A 16,856-nucleotide genomic window follows, 5' to 3' on the forward strand; every position below is an offset into this window, starting at 1 on the left:
TGAGGTTTGAGGGGTGAGCGGTGAGGTTTGAGGTTCTTGAAGCTCACACCTTGCAGCTCAAGCCTTACGGCTAACACCTTGCAGCTCAAACCTCACACCTCACCCCTAAAATGATAGTTCGAGTCCAAACACGAATACCCTAACCTGCGGGTAATAGTCTCCCTGGCCTACGGGCGCTTCAGGGTCGAAGCTGTCATAGAATTTATGCAGGGTAAGCAGGTTTTGCGCGCTGCCGAATACTCTTAGCTTGTTTATATTCAGCTTCCTGACAACCGCTTGCGGTACGGAATATCCCAACTGCAGGTTTTTTAACCTGAAATAGGCAGCGCTACGTACCCACTGCGACGATATCTGTTCGTTGTTGGGATAGTTGAAAGTTAACCGCGGATAGGGTGCATTTGGGTTTTCGGGCGTCCAATGGTCTTTGTGCCACTCCTGGGCGGTACCTCCGAGGTAGAAGGCCATCGTTGCGAAATTGTCGAGGTAGCCGTCCACCTTTCCGATGCCCTGACCGAATACATTAAGATCAAAGCCTTTATAGCCAAGAGAAAGGTTGAGTCCATAGGTGTATTTCGGGATTGTATTACCGATGATGACCCTGTCTTCGGCATTGATGGCTCCGTCGTTGTTAATGTCCTCGTACTTGATATCACCCGGTTTCATCGGCCCGAACTGGGTAGCATGGCTGTCAACTTCCTGCTGGTTCTGAAAGTAGCCGATTGCGCGGAGACCATACAGCGAACGGAAGGGGCTGCCCTGGCGGTTGATTTCCCGTTCGTAGATGTAGGGGCCCGTACCCACCAGGTCCATGACCCGGTTGTTCACGTCCGACAGGTTGCCTGAAAAACCAACCTGCAGCCCGTTGAAATTCTTCCTGTAGCCCAGGCTGATGTCCCAGCCGGTATTGCGGACTTTCCCGGCGTTTTGTACAGGTTCAATTACACCGGCAATACGGGGTGCCGGCAGCCGCAGCAGAATATCGTGCGTGTTCTTGATGTAATAATCTGCCGTTACTTCGAAATCCCCGATACTGGCGTCAATACCGATATTCGACATCCTGGTGCTTTCCCAGGTGATGCCGGGGTTGCCTGCGTTGATCAATGCGGCGCCCAGGCCCGGAATTCCAGGGCCAAAAATGTAGTTCTGCCCCATTGTGATTGCGGAGGCGAACGGATAGTTGCCTATCTCCTGGTTGCCGAGCGTTCCCCAGGATCCCCGGATTTTCAATTCATTGATCCATTTTACGTCCGCCAGGAACGATTCTTCGGAAATTCGCCACCCGGCGGATAAAGAGGGGAAGAAGCCAAACTTGTTGTCCCCTATGAAACGGGACGAGCCGTCGGCCCTGAGGTTCATTTCAAGCATGTACCGGTCGCCGAAGCTGTAATTAAAGCGCCCGAAGTAGGACAGGAGCGACCATTCTGCTGCGGATCCCTCGTTCCTCTGGTTGGCTACGGAACCTACATTCAGCACGTCATAATTCTCCAGCGGGTACTGATCTCTGAAGCCGGAAATCCATTCCTCCCGGTAATCGATGGCTTCCACACCTGCCAGCACCTTAAACGAATGAGCGTTTATATTTTTTGAATAGTCGGCTATTGCCCGGTAGTTGTTTGTAACCGACTTGGTATATTGCTCGTTCAGCGTGGCCCTGAATTCGCTCGGGTTGATGATAAGGCCGTCAGGAAAGTACAGGTTGACATGCTTGCGGAAGGATTTGTTATGCCGGTAGTTGATGTTGGGTGCCGCCTGCAGGAGCAGGTTGAACCCCTCGAAAGGCTGCCAGTTCATTTTCAGGTTGGCCATGAGTTCATGTCGTTTGTCACTGTTATAGCCACCTTCTTTCATAGAAGCCCAGCCGTTCTGGCCATCCCAGCCGACACCCCAGCTGCCGTCTTCATTCTTCCCGGGTATGTTGTGTGGGTAGCGTAGCAGCCAGCCCAATTGCTGAGGCTGTTCCTGCCGGTTGTCGTTCCGGCCGATTATATCCAGCCCGATCTGGAGGTTGTCCTTTACCTTGATATCGGTATTGAGACGAAGGTTGAGACGTTTGAAATTGGAATCCATGAGGCCGTCCTGGTCCATATAGGAAACCGAACCCAGTATGTTCATTTTTTCGCCCCCACCGTTGATGCCGACATAGTGGTTTTGCTGGAAGGCCCGTGATTTTACCATTTCCTTGTGCCAGTTAGTTTCGGGGTACTCATCCGACGGTGCGTTGAGCCGGTAGGCCTCCACGTAGTCATCTGCAAAAGGGGCGTTTCGACCTACATTCCGGTTTGCTTCGTTGATCATCACCATGTGGTCGTAACCGCTCACTTTCTTCATCGTTGCAGTGGGTTCCTGCCACCCGAAATTATTGCGGTAGTTGACGGAAAATTGCCCGCTTTTCCCTCTTTTGGTCGTGACAAGGATAACCCCGTTGGCAGCCCGTGAGCCATAAATAGAGGCAGAGGCGGCATCCTTGAGTACAGAAATAGATTCTATTTCATTGACATCTACATTGTTAAGGTTCATCGGAACGCCATCGACCAGCACCAGCGGGTCTGAATTCCCCAGGGTGCCGATTCCCCGTATCCTGATCGTACTGCCGTCAGCGCCAGGTTTTCCCGAACGCTGCATGACCGTTACACCGGGTGCGAGCCCCTGAAGAGCAGAGGAGGCCTGGCCGACAGGACGGGAAACAATGTCCTCCGCCTTAATGGCGTCTACTGCACCGGTGAGATTTACCTTTTTCTGGGTGCCATACCCCACCACCACCACTTCTTCCAGGGACTTGGTGTCTACTTCCAGCTCTGTGTCAATTTGCGTCCTGTTGCCGATAACGACCTCTTTGGAGATAAATCCGACGAATGAAAAGACCAGTATGGCGTCAGACCTGAGTTCGCTGTCGTTGAGTGTCAGTATAAATTTTCCGGTGGGATCGGTCACCGTTCCCTTGTGCGTGCCTTTCAGCAGCACGCTTACGCCCGGAAGCGGCTCCTTTCCTGCTTCCGTGACGGTTCCGGTAATGGTCTTTTCCGCGGGGGACCGGATGCGTGACAGGAGGGGAACCAGGTGATCGGCCGTGTTTTCCAGGGTCTTTGAACGGCTTACGATGATATGCGCTCCGCTTAACCTGTAAGTCAGTCCCAGCGGTTCGAACAAGGTCTGGAGTACCCGCGCAAGGGGTTGACCTGCGGCAGAAACATTGATCCTACGCTCTGCCCCGACTACTTTCGAGCTGTACATAAAGGTGACATTGGCCGCCTTTTCGACCTGGGAGAGCACGGATTTCAATGTCTTGTTCTCGGCTCTGAGCGAAATCTGCTGTTCCAATATATTCTGCCCCGGAAGCATCGTGGCCTGTGAAATACTCACGGCCAGCAGCAGCATGCTAATTTGTTGGATGCCGATCCTCATGATTCTAAACAGCAGATCATGCTTTTGTAAATGGTATTTCATAGATTTGAATTGCCGTAAAGGCGGTTTTTGTTTAACATAGTTCAGAATGTTTGGGCAAGAACTTCGCGGGGAGACCGTTCGCAGCGGTTTCCCCGGCAATTGTCCGGCGGCATTCGCAGTGCTGCCGGATTTTTTGTGTATTCAATCACACCCGGGGCCGTCGACGAGGATCTGGCCATCGGTTACCCGGTAGCTTACCGGTATCGTTTCGCAGATAAGATCCAGCTTGTTGAAGAGATCTTCTTCTGTCATCCTGGCGGTAAGGTTGCATTTGGCGAGTTTTTCTTTGTCGTATGCAATCGGGATACCGTAGGCTTGTTCGAGGGCGGCAAATACTTCCGTGATCGGGGTATCATTGAATGTGAAGTGGCCATACCGGTCGGGTTGTTTCAGTATAGCCGGAGCATCTATGAGCGTCTTGATGATCTTATCGTTCTTTCTCGAAATAACTGCCTGCTGATTCGGTGTCAGCACCATTTCGGCGATGGCTTCGTCCGTCTCCTGTTTTTCCCGGGCTTTTTGAACCGTGACTTTGCCGGACGAGACGGAAACAGATACGTTCTCGTCATCCTCGTAAGCTTTCACATGAAAAACCGTACCCAATACTTTGGTTACGACGTTGTGAGCATACACTTCAAAGGGATGTTCCGGGTTCCTGACCACATCGAAAGAAGCTTCCCCTTCCAGCCATATCTTGCGATATACCTTGCCGAACTGTTTGTCGACCATCAGGCGACTGGCAGGAGACAGTTTTACGAGGCTGCCGTCAGGGAGGGGGATCGTTATTACCTTGCCGCTCCGATTGACGCTCCAGGCGGTACCGGATTCCGTGGTCCGGAGATCGCCCTTCTCAGTACGATAATGATCTTTAAGGTAGCCCCACAGCGTCACGAAGATAAAGGCAGGCATAAGTATCGCTGCTGCGTAGGAAAACCATTTTCTTCTGAAAAACGGTGGTTTATGAATCTGCTGGCCGATGCGGGCTATCACCTGGGTAATTTCCGCTTCGTCTACTTCTTCCGGCCGGAAGGCCAGCCCGACGACCATGCTGGCTGCTTCTTCCATTAACAGTTTTTTATCAGGGTTGGATTCGCTCCAGGTCTCCCAGAAATTATCTTTAGGATCCAGCATACCCAACGCCCATCGACGGAAGTAAAAGTCCTGGACAAAGTCTTCCAGGGCATATTGTTCATAGCTTTTCATGGGTAGATCCAGTTATTTTTAATGAATCTGATGGCCTCATAGACCAGGTTGACGGCAGAGTGCCTGTTAATTCTCATCGCGTCGGCGATATCCTCGTAGCTGAGTTCCTGATAAAATCGCAGATACACTGCCTCGCGCTGGCGCCTGGTCAGTTGGGCCAGGCATTTTTTTAGTTTTTTAAGGTCTTCATGCTGAATTTCGGTATTGATCAGGTACGTTTCGATCGCAAACTGGACCTCAAAATCGTAGTCATCCGAAATTTCCGGAGCTTCCTTCATCCATCGGATCCTGCCAGATTCCCTGAGGAGTTTTCGCCGCAGGGACACCAGGAGATAGCTTTTAGGCACGCGGACGTCGCCGATAGAGTTCCGGTTTTTCCAGAGTTCGAGGAACAGGTCCTGGATACCGTCTTTTACAAGTTCCCTGTCTTTCTGGAACCGCAGGCCGTAGTTAAGCAGTGACGGGTAATAGAGTTCTATGAGCTCGTTGAATGCGTCTTCGTTTCCTTGTTTAAAGGACTGCCAGATTTGGGGCGCATTTTCTTCCAACAAGTGCTTTTGCGCGAGGTGATTTAAAGTTTTTAACGTTTTCGGGCTTTGCATCAGGTTGCTACATGTTTGAGCTGGAGATCGGGAAACACCTTGCCTTTTCTATATTAGAGGTGTCTTTTTGTAGAAAGTCCTGAAAAAAATATACTTTTTTTTGAGAGAAGTCGTACACTGGGTCCCGTCTCCCTACCGGGTCGTGTAGCATGAATGGATTTCGGAAATCAGAAATCAGAAATCGGCCGCGCTGCATAGGCCTGCTTGCTCAGATGACAAAGCAAACATACTTGTGCAGCGCGGCCGATTTCTATTCTCTATCCTCCGATTTCCGAATTCTGATTTCCGAATTCTGATTTCCGATTTCTGATTTCCGATTTCACTCGGTCACCAGCTTAAAAGGAATAATCACCTTTTCCTCAACTTCTTCCTTTTTGATCAGCTTTAATGCGGTTTCCACTGCTTTCGAGCCTTGTTCGGCAGCGTTTTGAAACACGGTAGCATTGAGCGTACCTTTTTTGACTGCCGCAAGGGCATCGGGAATGGCGTCGATGCTGACTACAATTACCTTGTCTTTCAAGCCGGCTTCGGTCAATGCTTTTACTGCGCCCATACCCATTTCGTCGTTCTGAGCAAATATGGCGTTGATTTGCGGTCCGTAAGACTGGATCCAGTTTTCGGTCAGCGACATAGCTTTGGAACGGTCCCACTGGCCGCTCTGCTCGGCCAGTAGTTTCAGTCCGGGGTTTTGGGCCAGAATTTCTTTTGCACCCTTGTCGCGCTGGATTTGCGCTGCCTGCCCCATATAGCCATGCATCATGAGCACGTTGCCTTTGCCTTTCAATTGCTCGTTGATGTAGCGCATCGCGATCCTGCCGGCTTCCACATCATCGGAGCCTACGAAAGCCGAGGGAACCGCGTTTGTTTCTGAGTTCACATTCACGACCGGAATACCGGCGGCCTTCGCCTTTTCAACAGCGGGAGAGCTGGCTTCCACTTCACAGGGGTTCAGAATAATGGCGTCAACTTTCTGCGCAATAAAACTTTCCACCTGCTCCACCTGTTTGAGCGCAGAACGTTCGGCATCCACAATGATTACCCTGGCGCCCGCTTCGCCGGCCTTCTTTTCGATCTCGTCGGCGACATTGACGACAAACTCATTCTGAAGGCTTAACATGGATACACCAATGACGGGCCCGCCGGCTTTTTCGGAACCCGAGCAGCTCCATATGGCTGCGCTCAAAAGGGCAATAGGAAGAATGCGCTTGTACATTTGCGGAATGTTTTAATTTTAATGCCTGTTTTTATTAAAGCTGTCGAGCACTACTGCTGCAACAATTATGAAACCCTTTACCACCAATTGGTAGTAAGATGAAACGTTCATAAGATCGAGCCCGTTGCTGATCACCCCTATTAAAAGTGCGCCCAGCAAGGTTCCTACCATATTGCCGGTACCGCCGGCCGTACTGGTGCCGCCTATGATAGCCGCTGCTATGGCATCCAGCTCGAAGCCCATGCCGGCATTGGGCTGACCGGTAGTGATTCTGGAGGTAAGGAGTATGCCTGCCATGCCTGCCAGGCCGCCGCAAATGGTGTATACCATCATTTTTACCTTCCCTACGTCAATACCGGAAGCCCGCGCGGCGAGTTCGTTTCCGCCAACGGCATACATATAACGACCCCAGGTGGTTTTGCTCAGCAAAAGCGCGCAGCCCAGAAATGTGACCAGCAGCACCAGGATAGGGAAGGGAATTCCTGCAAATGTCCCGCCGCCGATGAAGTTAAATGAATCGGAGAGATTGGAAACGGGTCTTCCCTTGCTAAGAATCAGCGCGAGCCCGCGTGCAATGGTCATCGTGCCCAGGGTGACAATAAAGGGGGGGACTTTGCAGCGGGTGACAATAAGGCCGTTGAAGGCCCCCATCAGCAGCCCGGAACCGATACCTGCCGCTATCGGCACAACCAGCGGATATTCCCCCGGATGGGCCAGCAGAGCCGCCACAATGCCTGCCGCTGCCAATACCGAACCAAGCGAGAGATCGATCCCACCGGTAATGATCACAAACGTGACGCCAAATGCAAGCAGCGCGTTGATCGAAACCTGGGTCAGTATCACCCTGATATTGGAGAGAGTCAGGAAAGCCGGATGTAAAAAGGCGAGTACCACGCAGATTCCCGCGAAGGCGATGGCAATCCCATATTGTCCGATGTAGTTGGCGCTTTTTGGTTTCATAAATTAGGTTTGAGCCTTGAGGTATGAGTCGTGAGGTTTGAGGTGTTAGCCTGAGATTCGCGGTGAAACTTCCGATTTCCGGTTTCCGATTTCTGATTTCCGATTTCTGATTTCCGATTTCCAATTTTATTCCCCTCACCCCTCATCCCTCACCCCCGGCACCGCGTAATACATAATTTTTTCCTGGCTGGCTTCGCCGTTGGTGAGCAGCGCGGTTTGTTTACCTTCGGAGAGAACGAGTACCCGGTCGCACAAGCCTGTGATTTCCGGTAACTCGGACGAAATCAGCAATATGCCAAGCCCTTCGCTTGCGAGTTGCCGGATCAGCTGGTAGATTTCCGCTTTTGCCCCGATGTCTATTCCGCGGGTAGGCTCGTCCAGGATTATTATTTTGGGTTTGGCGAGAAGTACTTTGGCAATGGCCACTTTCTGTTGATTACCACCGCTCAATGTCTCGGTCTTTTGGGAAAGGCTGCTGCATTTTATCCGGAGCCGTCTGACAAACGATTCGGCGGCATTTTGCTCGGAACCGGACCTGATCCAGCCGTACGACGCGTGCTTTTTCAGGCTGGAAAGCGTGATGTTTTGAAGAACCGACATGCCGGTGACCAGGCCGAGTAATTTTCGGTCCTCGCTCACGTAGCCGATCCCTTTCCGGATGGCGGTTGCCGGTGAATCGGGCAATAGGGGGGCTCCGTGCAGCTTCACCGTACCGCGGTCTGCCTGGTCTAATCCAAACAATACCCGCGCGAGCTCCGTACGCCCGGCGCCGACCAGGCCTGCAATCCCGAGAATCTCACCGGCGTGAAGGTCGAACGAAACATTTTCGAAACTTCCCCGGCGCGTCAATCCGCTCACTTCGTAAATGGCGGCGCCTTTTTCGGTTGAGCCGGATGGAAAAAGATCCGAGAGCTTCCGGCCCACCATCAGCGAGATCAGCGTATCGCGGTCAAGGGTGCCGGCCGGTCTGGAATCTATGTACCGGCCGTCGCGGAATACCGTTACCGTATCGGCGATTTGCAGTATTTCGTCCATTTTGTGAGAGATGTAGATAATACCTACACCCTTGCTTTTCAGCTCCCTGATAATCTCGAAAAGGCGTGCTACTTCATTTTCGGAGAGGGCGGAGGTAGGCTCGTCCATCATGAGTACGCTTGCGTTGTTGGAAATCGCTTTGGCAATTTCAACCAACTGCAATTCGGCGATGCTCAATGTCTTCATTCTGGCCTTTGGAGAAACTGCCAGCCCTACTTTTTTTAGCCAAAGGGTGGCTTGCCGGTTGGTTTCATCCGCATTAATCCACTTGCCCCCCAAACCGGTGACCTCTTTCCCGAGGAAAAGGTTTTCAGCGACTGTAAGTTCCGGTACAAACAGGAGTTCCTGCTGGATCAGGGAAATCCCGTTCTTTAAAGCAGAGCGTGCATTTTTTGGCGTAAAAGGAATGCCTTCCAGCCATATTTCCCCTGCATCCGGCGGCTGGAGGCCCGCCAGGATCTTCATAAAGGTAGATTTCCCGGCGCCATTTTCGCCCATCAGGGCGTGAACTTCCCCTTTTTTCAGTTCGAAGGATACCCCGTCAAGCGCCTTTATACCGCTGAACGATTTGGAAAGCCCCCTGACCTCAAGCAGGGAATCGCCTGAATCAATTTCTCCCATGTTTCGATTGAGATCGCTTTGTGTCAAAGAAAATGGGTACTCCCAAGATATACATCCCATGGAATACCCATTTTCAATGACAGTTGTCAAGCCATATTCCGATACTGCGGAATACTACTTCAATTCTGTTTCCACTCCTGTATCTTTCCAGGCGCGGGTGTTAGCCGACTCGATAACCGCCTCGCATACGCGCTGCGTTTCCAGCGAGTCACGGAAATTGGGATGGCATTCGGAGCCGGTTTCAACTGCTTTCAGAAAATCGGCTACCTGGTGAACGAAGCTGTGCTCATAGCCGACCGAAAGCCCGGGAACCCACCATTTGTTCATGTAGGGTTGGTCACCGTCCGTGACGTGGATAGACCGCCATCCCCTTACAATCGATTCGTCGGAATGGTCGAAATATTCGAGTCGGTTGAGGTCGTGCAGATCCCACCGGATGGAGGCATTCCGCCCGTTAATTTCAAGTGTATAGAGCGCTTTGTGCCCGCGTGCGTAACGCGAGGACTCAAACAATCCCAGTGACCCGTTTTCGAAATGGCAGTGAAAAATACAGGCATCATCGATCCCGACTTTTTCCATTTTGCCTGTTTTTTCGTGAATACGTTCCTTTACAAAGGTTTCGGTAACGGCCGATACATCCTTGATGGAGCCATTCAGCCACATGGCTGTGTCGATACAGTGCGCAAGCAGGTCACCGGTAACCCCTGACCCTGCCGAGTCAACGTCCATACGCCAGTTACCGCCTCCCTGGGTCAGATTTTCGTTGATGGTCCAGTCCTGCAGGAAATTGGCCCTGTAGTGGTAAATTTTACCAAGCTTACCGGAATCAATAATCTGTTTGGCAAGCATCACCGCCGGGATTCGCCGGTAGTTGTACCAAACGGTGTTTTTTACACCTGCCTTTTCAATCGCTTCCACCATTTTCAGGCCTTCGGCGACGGTGCGTGCAAGTGGTTTTTCGCACAGTACCATTTTCCCCGCCTCGGCGGCGGCAATGGCGATTTCGGCATGCATGTCATTGGGCGTGCAGATATCTACAGCGTCGACATCGTCGCGCTGGAGCACTTTCCGCCAATCCGTTTCATAGGAAGCATATCCCCATTGTTCGGCGAATGCCTTTACCTTCGCTTCATTTCGCGAGCAAACTACCTGTAAAACAGGCTCGTAGGCCAGTTCCGGGAAAAAATTGGGTACCCTCCTGTAGCCATTGGAATGCGTACGGCCCATAAAGCCCGTACCGATAAGGGCAATTCTCATTTGTTTTTTATCGGACATGTTTGGTTATCGTTAAGCACAAAAATTGTTGCGCGTAAGTCGGGGAAAAACATTTCTTATGATCAGGCTTCATACCAGCCGTGCGCTTTGCGCACTTTGATCATGGCAGCCAGGATATTGTTCCAGGTTTCCTGTTTGTACATCACCTCGTTCGGGAACATACAGCCGTCCCAACAGATGTGGCGGAACCGTTTGGTCAGCTCGCCGTTTTCGTCACGCAGCCAGAAACCTGCATGATGGGTGATATCGAGCTTGCCGTTCGGGTCAGTGGCCAGGCAATGCCTCCCGGTTTTGTCGTGCGAACCGGTACCATGAACGGTCCCGTCATTCTGGGCCACGTGAAAATCAATGGTCCAGGGGCGGAGCGCGTCGGTGAGCTTTTTAAATCCTTCATCGAGGGTCGCGCGGTCGCTCCAATCAAAATTTTCGGGCAGAATCCGGTCTTCCGGGCGGTTATAACCAAGCAGATAGAGCGACGAATGCGCCATATCGGCCTGGAAACCTACGTTTTTGCGATCAGTTTGCTCCAGCAGGTCCAGCATGGTTTTCCAGCTGTGCATCCCGCCCCAGCAAATTTCACCTTCGGCAGCCAGGCTTTCGCCGAATTCGGCGGCGGCATCCGCAGCTTCTCTAAAGGTCTGGGCAATCAGTTTTGTGTTTTCTGCCGGGTTTTTCATCCAGTCGCCGACACCGGTTGCCGAGTCGATGCGCACGACACCCGAAGGCCTCACACCCAGTTCGCGGAGTTTCCGGCCAATTCTCGCCGCTTTTCTCACCTGCTCCACAAATTGCTTTCTTTCAGCCGCGGAACCCGCTGCAGAGCCGCCTTCGGGAGGCCAGATGGGGGCAACCAGTGACCCGATATTCAGGTTGTAGCCCGATACCTGGTCGGCTAATTTTTTGATATCGTCGTCAGAGCTGTTGATGCTGAAATGGGCATCAAACAAATCAATGTCCACACCATCGAACTTTACACCATCGACTTCGGCAGCGGCCGTTTTTTCCAAAAGTGTTTCAAAGGGAATGATGGGCTCAGAGTCAGAGCCTTTTCCTACTATTCCTGGCCAAGTAGCATTATGCAGCTTAGGGAAATTATTCTCAGGCATTATCTTGACGTTTTAAAAGTTAATAAAATGACGGATAAGGTTTGGGCCCGTATTAACCCACCACAAGGTCGGGGTTATTCGGCCCGAAATGTTTCAGGATCACGATAGGGTCATTTGCCGACGGGTTGCTGATGGTAATGCCTTCCTGCGCCGCTTTTTCGGTGACAAAAAACTCGTCGCTCGTGTTCTGTCCGTAACGGATCAGCGCCGGGGTTTCGATGTCCCAGACACCCAGCTTTCCGTGGCCCTGCATCACGATCAGGCCGTAAGCGGCCGCATCTTTAATGGTTACAGTTTTTCCGGGAAGCACGGTAAGCTCCTTCGCGCTAAATGCCTCCGAACGGTAACAAACCCATTTTTCTATATAGCCTTCCGGTTCGGTTTCCTCAATCGGTCTTACGGGTTTAGGCGCCATGAACCGGGTCTCAAGAATATTCGGAGCCACGTTCAGGTCCCAGTCAATTACTTCCATCAACTGGTCGTAGTCGCCTTTCCGGTCTTCAGGAGTGCCGTTCCACAGCAGCTCTTCGGGGATGATGGCTTCGTTCACCAGGGACTGGTACATTGCAAAAACATCGGAAGCCTTCTGGGGCTCATAGGTACACATACTTCCCGGTGCATGGAGCATTCCCGGCGGTACGTCCCAACCCGTGCCCGGCTCAAGTCTGAATGCCTGGGAGTAGTTGGTTATTTTGTTGTCGCCTTTGGTGAAGTTCACCAGGCATTCACGGATCTGCTCTTTGGTTGTACCCGGGGCGATACCGAAGAAAGTATAGGGGAAATCACCGCCGTGGTTGTTGAGCTGGGGCGGGAAATAATAGGCCTCAGGTTTTCCTTTTTGCCCGATCAGCGCTGCGTGCTCATCGTTATGGTGAATATGGTGGGGGAGCGGCCCCATGTTGTCAAAGAATTTGGAATACATCGGCCAGCTCTGGTATTCATTCCAGAGGCGGTCGCCGATGATCTGGCCTTTCAGCTCATCAATGGCATCTTTAAGGAGTACTTTGTGCTCCGTTCCGTTTTCTTCGAGGATAATAAAGGAAAGCCCTTCGTGTTCTCCGGTCAGCGGGCCGTTTTTGGCAGGTGTGGTGGAAGACAACCAACGCTCATCTATACCGCCTCTTTCACCTCCCAGCACGTAATAGTCGTCCGGATGAAGTTTGATCCTTCTTCCCGGTACACAGAAAGACCTGGGTACCCATGTTGGTGTAAGCCTTAGTACACCCTTACCTTGCTCCAATGCCCTTTTGGCTATACTATTTTCTGCCATTGTGAATATTAAACTTGAAAGATTACGAATAGATCCTGAATATAATAAAAGTCTGTTTGTTTTGGAAGAAATCGCTACGATCCGTTCTCTTTGACCTCGAGGGTGAGCTGGTAGCTTTTCGTTTCGCCGGGCTCAATCCACGCGAGCGAGCCGTTTTGCCTGGCTGCTGCCTGCCCGATCGGCGGGTGAGTACCGGGTTCCAGCCCGGTCACGTACTCGTTTTTTCCCCAGTGCTGCCAGTTGGTCAGCCACGGAAGCTCCGATTTGTTGAATTTTAGCGTAACCCCTAGTTTGAGTGCCGGATTGTACAGCCCGCAGGAGCTGATACCGTTTGTTTCACCGGGGTTGATAAATGCGACCTCTTCGCCGCTGCCGAGATGCGAACCCAGCGGAGGCGGACAGGTTTTGAAATCATTTCCCGGGCGAAAGATCGTACCGTTCTGGTCCCCTTTCCGGGTAGTCCAGCTTCCGTCCCAGTTAATCTGAGTACCCGCATCGACCAGTGGCCAGCCAAAATTGAAATGGTAGAGCAGCATGTGCGGCGCCGGTGTGTTGCCCCGGTTGGTGATCTCGTCGTGAATAACAAGCTCCGCTTTCCCGAGTGTGCCGGAGAGTGTCCGGCGAAGTTCAAGGCTGGGGCCGAATGGCTTGGTTTCCTTCACCAGGCCGGTCAGGCTGAATGTCATGATACCACGCAGCGGGTCGGGCTGGGAAATGGCGACTATTTCGGCGGGCTGGTTTGCAATATGTCCGTGCAGCCCGCGTTCTCCGTGCTCATCATTTTCCGGTCCGCCCACGTGCGACAACCCGCAAGTGGTGAGCAGCCCGCCGGTGAAGGTTCGGAGCCAGTCGATCCCTTTATTGGAAAAGGGCTGGGGCGATACGATGCCCACATGACTGATCCAGGCCAGGCCGTACTGGTTATAGAAGGCGTCGGCTATGTCCATTCCGCGGTCGACCACCACTTTGTAGCGAAACCCCGTCCCGGTATTGATCCAGGCAATTCTGGTGCCGCGCCCGGGACCGTTGTCGATTACAGAAGTTTCTATACCGCCCATTTGGGCCGGGTGTGAAATTTTGTCTTGCCAGTGAAGGCCGGTCAGGTCGGGAGTTGGCATTTGATGAATGTAAGAATCAAACTGGTTAAGGGCGTCGGAATCGCCGGCACGAAGGGGGTATTTAGGATAGTCGCAATGCGGGTTATTGTTTGATTGAAATGTTTTTGTATTCCACCTTCATAGGCGGTCCGGTATGGATCTGAAGCCCGAGAAAACCCTTGTCGGAACGATTGGCGGCGTCATTATCGAGTACTTCGCTCATCAGGACACCGTTTATGAAGTGCTGGAGCTTATTGCCTTTTGCTACGATATGGATTTCGTTCCAGTCGCCTGGTTTGATGTGGGTTTTTAACTCATCTGCTGTTCCGAGTGATCCGGTTACTTCTCTGCTTAGCCAGGCATTATTTTTAAGATTGGCTTTGAACGAAGCAGGGTCATTGGCGTTGGGCTGGGTATTGATCGTTGCATTTTCGCCGCGATAAGCCAGGGTGGTACGTTTTCTTTCTTCGTAATTCTGGCCGGTGTAGTTGTTTTTCCCGTCAATATCGGCCTGGTAGCCTTTGAGCGCAAAGGGGACGTCGGCTACTTTTTCGCTTCTGTAATTGACGCCGGAATTCCCGGATTCAGAAATTCTGAAGCTGGCCTTGAATTCGAAGTCGCCGGGCTGACCGTCCTTCCAAATCAGGAAACTGTTCTTTTCCAAGGGTTTGGCCGGGGTGATTTCGCCGGTGATAACCCCGTTTTCCACGCGCCAGTAGCTGGTATCGCCTTCCCATCCGTTAAGAGACTGGCCGTCGAAAATGGATACGAAGTCACCGGCTTTTACTTCCTGCGCGACCTGGGTGGTATCAGCTGTAGTTTCATTGGTCTGCTGTTGCGTGCACGAAACGTTGACTAGAACGGCAGCAGCCAGCAGCCAGTTAATTGCTTTGTCTTTGGATGGAAAGTTAGTTTTCATGTTTAGCTTAGGAAATCCTTTTTATTTGAAATGAGATAGTTATAAATGGTATTGGGCAATTTTCGATTGGATGAAGGCATAGCCTTTCTCTGCAATGTCCCAGGGTTTTGAGAACTCCCGCCAGACGCCGATTGCATTTGCAAAATCCGGGTCGTTCCTGGAAAATGCCTCGATGGTCAGCCAGCCTTTGTACTGCTGCTGCGCGAGCGAGGCAAATATTTCATCAAAATTGACATGTCCTTCGCCGGGGGTACCGCGGTCGTTCTCGCTGATGTGCACGTGGCGCAGCACCGGCGATATGGTTTCGATCGCTCCGGCAAAGCTCTTTTCCTCGACATTCGCGTGATGCGAGTCGAACATACCCTGCACGTTCGGATGGTCAGCCAACCTGACGAGCTTCAGCAATTGTTCCATGGTGTTGCAGAGGTAGCACTCAAAACGGTTGAGTGCTTCGGGGCAAAGCGTAATATCGGCCTGGGCGGCGTACGCTCCTGCGGCATGAAGCACTTCGGCCGCAAGCTTGTATTCGTCCTCCTCCGGCGCATGGTTGGCAAACACGGTATGGGCTGAGTGAAAAGGCCCGACAATGAGCGAGGCATTCAATGCCTGGGCGCGGTCGATCTTACGCTTGATCGCATCCAGGGCGCGGGCCCGGACAGCCGGCGAAGGATCAATCGGGTTTTCGTCTTTTCCAAGCACAAAAACCGACGTGGCCTCCAGGCCGGTGCTCCTGATGAAATCGCCGGCCTGCCGGAAAACTTCAACGTCCTGATTGCTGATAAACAGTTCTACGCCGTCATAACCTATTGTTTTCAGGCGCTCTATGATCGGATAAAGGCTTTCCGAAATACCCGCTGTCCAGGCCAGAACATTGAAACCTATTTTGTTCATCAGATTGACTGTAGTTTTTTGGTTTTAATTGTACAAAATCGGAAAGGTCAATTTTGTATTCAGTTTGATATTGTGTTAAAAACACCAGAAAAGGTGTTTGTTTATGGATTCGTGAATTCGAAAAATACAATCAGCGCGTTAATTTTATTTCGGTAATAATTGCACTATACGAAGTTTTTGAACTTGAAAAATCCCTATTCTTTAACTCAAAAATTCATTCTTATGCGCTTTTTACTATCCTGTACATTCCTGTGGAGGTATACTGGAAAGCCGGTTTTGATGCTTCAGGAGCCTGCTAAAATTACAGGCGGAAATTTTCACCGGTTGCCTTTTCCGGGCTTCCATTTTTTTAGAATTTTTCCGGCGATGAGCCGATAGCCTTCGTCCGACGGATGCAGGCCGTCATAGGTCATGTAAATGGCCTCGGCGGGGTAGGGGTATTCGTCTTTTTCCGGGTCAAAAGGAATCTCTGAGTATTCCGGGTACCCGAAATTTTTATAGGATGCTTTTCCGGGCTCACGCAGTCGTTTGAATCTGACCATATTGTTGGAGGTAATACCGCTTTTCCGGAACAGGTCTACGGTAGGAATTTTTTCGTGCCGGCCGATCCTGACGATCATTTTGGCGAAGTCGGCAAGTTCCTGGCCGTTTTTGGCTTTGTACGAGCCGTAGGCATTGTTTTTAAAATTCGAGATATGCACGAAATCGCCTCGTTGCAAAGGTGTGATCAGGATGATTTTGGCCTGGGGGTTGAGCCGGCGAAATTTGTCGAGGATAATTCGAAAAGCGCCGCTGACCGTGCCCGGCCCGGTATTGTCCAGGTAATCGGAAAAGGTTCCCAACGGCTGCCCCTGCCACCAGTCGTTGGTGCCCAGGAATATCGTGTACACGTCCGAAGGTTCCAGTCCGAGGGTTTCAATTTTCTCGGCAATCCGAACTGCGCTCCAGCCGTTGAAGCCTTTGTTGATATAGCTGATCTCCGGATGTTTTTCGGTGATCAGCGAAAGATAGCCTTTGGTGATCCGGTTACCGGTTTGCTCCGGGTGGTCATTGAGATAGGTGATGGAATCGCCCAGGGCTGTCCATACCACCTTTCTCGGAGAACCGGACAAGAGCAGCAAACCTGTGAGCACAAAGAAAGCCCGAAGGCCTAAGCGAAGGAATGGGGAGGTCATAAAGGTTATGGTTGTCAGAAATCGGATGTCGGAAATCAGCCCTTT

At 51.6% G+C, this 16,856-nt stretch carries 13 protein-coding genes; all 13 read right to left on the reverse strand.

The window, feature by feature from the left end:
* Positions 1-105: 105 nt before the first annotated feature.
* Positions 106-3,444 carry a TonB-dependent receptor gene (locus ABD852_RS01395; protein WP_345026197.1) on the reverse strand — a complete coding sequence of 1,113 codons (3,339 nt, stop codon included), beginning with the start codon at positions 3,442-3,444 and terminating at the stop codon, positions 106-108.
* Between the two features lie 141 nt (positions 3,445-3,585).
* Positions 3,586-4,647, reverse strand: coding sequence for a FecR family protein (locus tag ABD852_RS01400; protein ID WP_345026198.1), 1,062 nt, complete (start codon positions 4,645-4,647; stop codon positions 3,586-3,588).
* Positions 4,644-5,249 (reverse strand): RNA polymerase sigma factor, encoded by a 606-nt coding sequence (locus ABD852_RS01405; RefSeq protein WP_345026199.1) that lies wholly within the window; start codon positions 5,247-5,249, stop codon positions 4,644-4,646. Before ABD852_RS01405 ends, ABD852_RS01400 begins: the two co-directional genes overlap by 4 nt.
* A gap of 319 nt (positions 5,250-5,568) precedes the next feature.
* The gene (locus tag ABD852_RS01410; RefSeq protein WP_345026200.1) at positions 5,569-6,462 is read right to left on the reverse strand and encodes a sugar ABC transporter substrate-binding protein; all 894 of its coding nucleotides are present in this window, start codon (positions 6,460-6,462) and stop codon (positions 5,569-5,571) included.
* Positions 6,463-6,480: 18 nt separating this feature from the next.
* Complete coding sequence (locus tag ABD852_RS01415) at positions 6,481-7,422, reverse strand: ABC transporter permease (RefSeq protein ID WP_345026201.1); 942 nt, start codon at positions 7,420-7,422, stop codon at positions 6,481-6,483.
* A 135-nt stretch (positions 7,423-7,557) separates the two neighbouring features.
* On the reverse strand, positions 7,558-9,078 hold the full coding sequence (locus ABD852_RS01420; RefSeq protein ID WP_345026202.1) for a sugar ABC transporter ATP-binding protein: 1,521 nt from the start codon (positions 9,076-9,078) through the stop codon (positions 7,558-7,560).
* Positions 9,079-9,192: 114 nt separating this feature from the next.
* A complete protein-coding gene (locus ABD852_RS01425) occupies positions 9,193-10,353 on the reverse strand; it encodes a Gfo/Idh/MocA family protein (RefSeq protein WP_345026203.1) in 1,161 nt (386 codons plus the stop codon).
* Between the two features lie 62 nt (positions 10,354-10,415).
* Positions 10,416-11,459 (reverse strand): sugar phosphate isomerase/epimerase family protein, encoded by a 1,044-nt coding sequence (locus tag ABD852_RS01430; RefSeq protein WP_345026204.1) that lies wholly within the window; start codon positions 11,457-11,459, stop codon positions 10,416-10,418.
* A gap of 52 nt (positions 11,460-11,511) precedes the next feature.
* On the reverse strand, positions 11,512-12,729 hold the full coding sequence (locus tag ABD852_RS01435; protein WP_345026205.1) for a class I mannose-6-phosphate isomerase: 1,218 nt from the start codon (positions 12,727-12,729) through the stop codon (positions 11,512-11,514).
* Positions 12,730-12,803: 74 nt separating this feature from the next.
* On the reverse strand, positions 12,804-13,847 hold the full coding sequence (locus tag ABD852_RS01440; protein WP_345026206.1) for an aldose 1-epimerase family protein: 1,044 nt from the start codon (positions 13,845-13,847) through the stop codon (positions 12,804-12,806).
* An 82-nt stretch (positions 13,848-13,929) separates the two neighbouring features.
* Positions 13,930-14,745, reverse strand: a complete 816-nt coding sequence (locus ABD852_RS01445; protein ID WP_345026207.1) for a 3-keto-disaccharide hydrolase — start codon at positions 14,743-14,745, stop codon at positions 13,930-13,932.
* A 39-nt stretch (positions 14,746-14,784) separates the two neighbouring features.
* The gene (locus ABD852_RS01450) at positions 14,785-15,636 is read right to left on the reverse strand and encodes a sugar phosphate isomerase/epimerase family protein (protein WP_345026208.1); all 852 of its coding nucleotides are present in this window, start codon (positions 15,634-15,636) and stop codon (positions 14,785-14,787) included.
* 317 nt (positions 15,637-15,953) lie between these two features.
* Entirely contained in the window at positions 15,954-16,811 is an 858-nt protein-coding gene (locus tag ABD852_RS01455; RefSeq protein WP_345026209.1) for an SGNH/GDSL hydrolase family protein, read from the reverse strand.
* Between the last annotated feature and the right edge of the window lie 45 nt (positions 16,812-16,856).

The sequence above is a fragment of the Ravibacter arvi genome, from assembly GCF_039540405.1.
GTDB classification, from domain to species: domain Bacteria; phylum Bacteroidota; class Bacteroidia; order Cytophagales; family Spirosomataceae; genus Ravibacter; species Ravibacter arvi.